Annotated in this window: 1 protein-coding gene; it reads left to right on the top strand. The window is 73.4% G+C overall.

Annotation, left to right across the window (positions count from 1 at the left end):
* Positions 1–85 precede the first annotated feature (85 nt).
* The coding region (locus tag FNX44_RS26890) for a hypothetical protein (RefSeq protein ID WP_143651569.1) at positions 86–1,408 on the top strand (1,323 nt) is incomplete at its 3' end.

Raw genomic sequence — 1,408 nt, 5'->3', positions numbered from 1 at the left:
CGCCTGCGCAAGGCCGCCACCGCCGCCGCGCGGCCCCGGACTCCGACGGCCTCGCACCCGGACGACACGACAACGCGCCTGGCTGATGCTGGGCGGTGCGCTCACCGTCGTCCTGGCGCTGGTCGCGGGCGTGCTGGTGGCGGCCGGCGCCGGACTCTTCGGCGGCAGCGGCTCTGACGGAACCGCGCGGAAGAAGCAGACGTCGCGTCACGACCTCAAGCCGTTCCGCGAGGCCGTGGACGACCTGGCGACCGCCGAGGGCCTGCGCTACAAGGACACTTCCGCCTTCGGGATCACCGAGAACGAGATCACCGTCACCGCCGGCGGCAGCAAGTACGGCACCACCGGCTCAGGCAACCGCCGACACGACCGGGACCTGCTCAGCGTCGGCGGCAAGACGTTCCTGCGCTGGCAGAAGGACCCCGCTCCCGGACTCGGGGCGGGGCCCGGCGCACGCGAGAAGCCCAGCGCGTGGATGGCCGGCCTGGACGACGGCTCCACCCTCGTCAAGGAGTCCCTGGAACGCACCCTCCCGCCGCCGGAGCTCGCGGACGTCCTGGCCAAGGCACTGGCCGAGGAGGCCAGGAACCCGCCCCCGGAATCCCGGGCGGCCGAGGAACGCCCCCGCAGTGTGCAGGGCACACCCGCGCGCGCCGTGAACACCCCGGCCGGCCGGCTGCTGGTCACCAGGGACCGACCGCACCGCGTACTCCGCCTGGAGTCCTACGACCCGCGCGAAGCCCTCGACCAGTACCGCGAGGGCGAGACGCCGGCCGAGATCCCGCGCGTGACCACCGGACCGCTCGCGGGGGGCCAGGCCGAAGGCATGGACCTCACGCCCATCACCGGCGACGACGTCAAGCCGATGTTCGACGAACTGCTCAAGCGCACCAAGCAGCTCGAGAACGCCACCGACCGCGGCATCAACTTCACCCTCAGCGGCTCGGGGAAGCTGAGCTGCGGCGCCGGAGGCTGCTCCGTCGACCAGAGGTTCACCGGCCAGGTGTCCGCCAAGGCCCGCGAGCAGCGCGTCACCGGCGGCAAGGTCACCGCCGTACTGCGCGCCACCTTCACCGTCGGCGGCCGGCCCGCCGGCTCGTGCACCAGCAGCCGCGGCACGTTCCCCGTCACCGGCGAACGCGTCTCCGGCAGTCTCCGCTGCACCAACCCCGGCGCCGGCGCCGTCTACTCCTCGGTGGCCGCGCAGGAAAGGGCCAAGGCCCAGGCCCAGTCCCGCGCCAACGGCGGTCGTCCCGTCCGCTACAGCATCCCGTTTCGCGCCAGCACCCTCGTCGACGCTCGCGCCCTCGCCGCGGTCGAGGTCAGACGACTCGTCGACCGCGTCCAACGCGAACGCGACACCGCGAACTGCCCCACACGCCCGAACACCACCCCCCAAGGCACCCCC

The sequence above is a fragment of the Streptomyces alkaliterrae genome (assembly GCF_007097205.2).
Lineage (GTDB): Bacteria > Actinomycetota > Actinomycetes > Streptomycetales > Streptomycetaceae > Streptomyces > Streptomyces alkaliterrae.
Note: the sequence above shows the minus strand (reverse complement) of the source record. Positions and strands in the feature narration are given on the sequence as shown.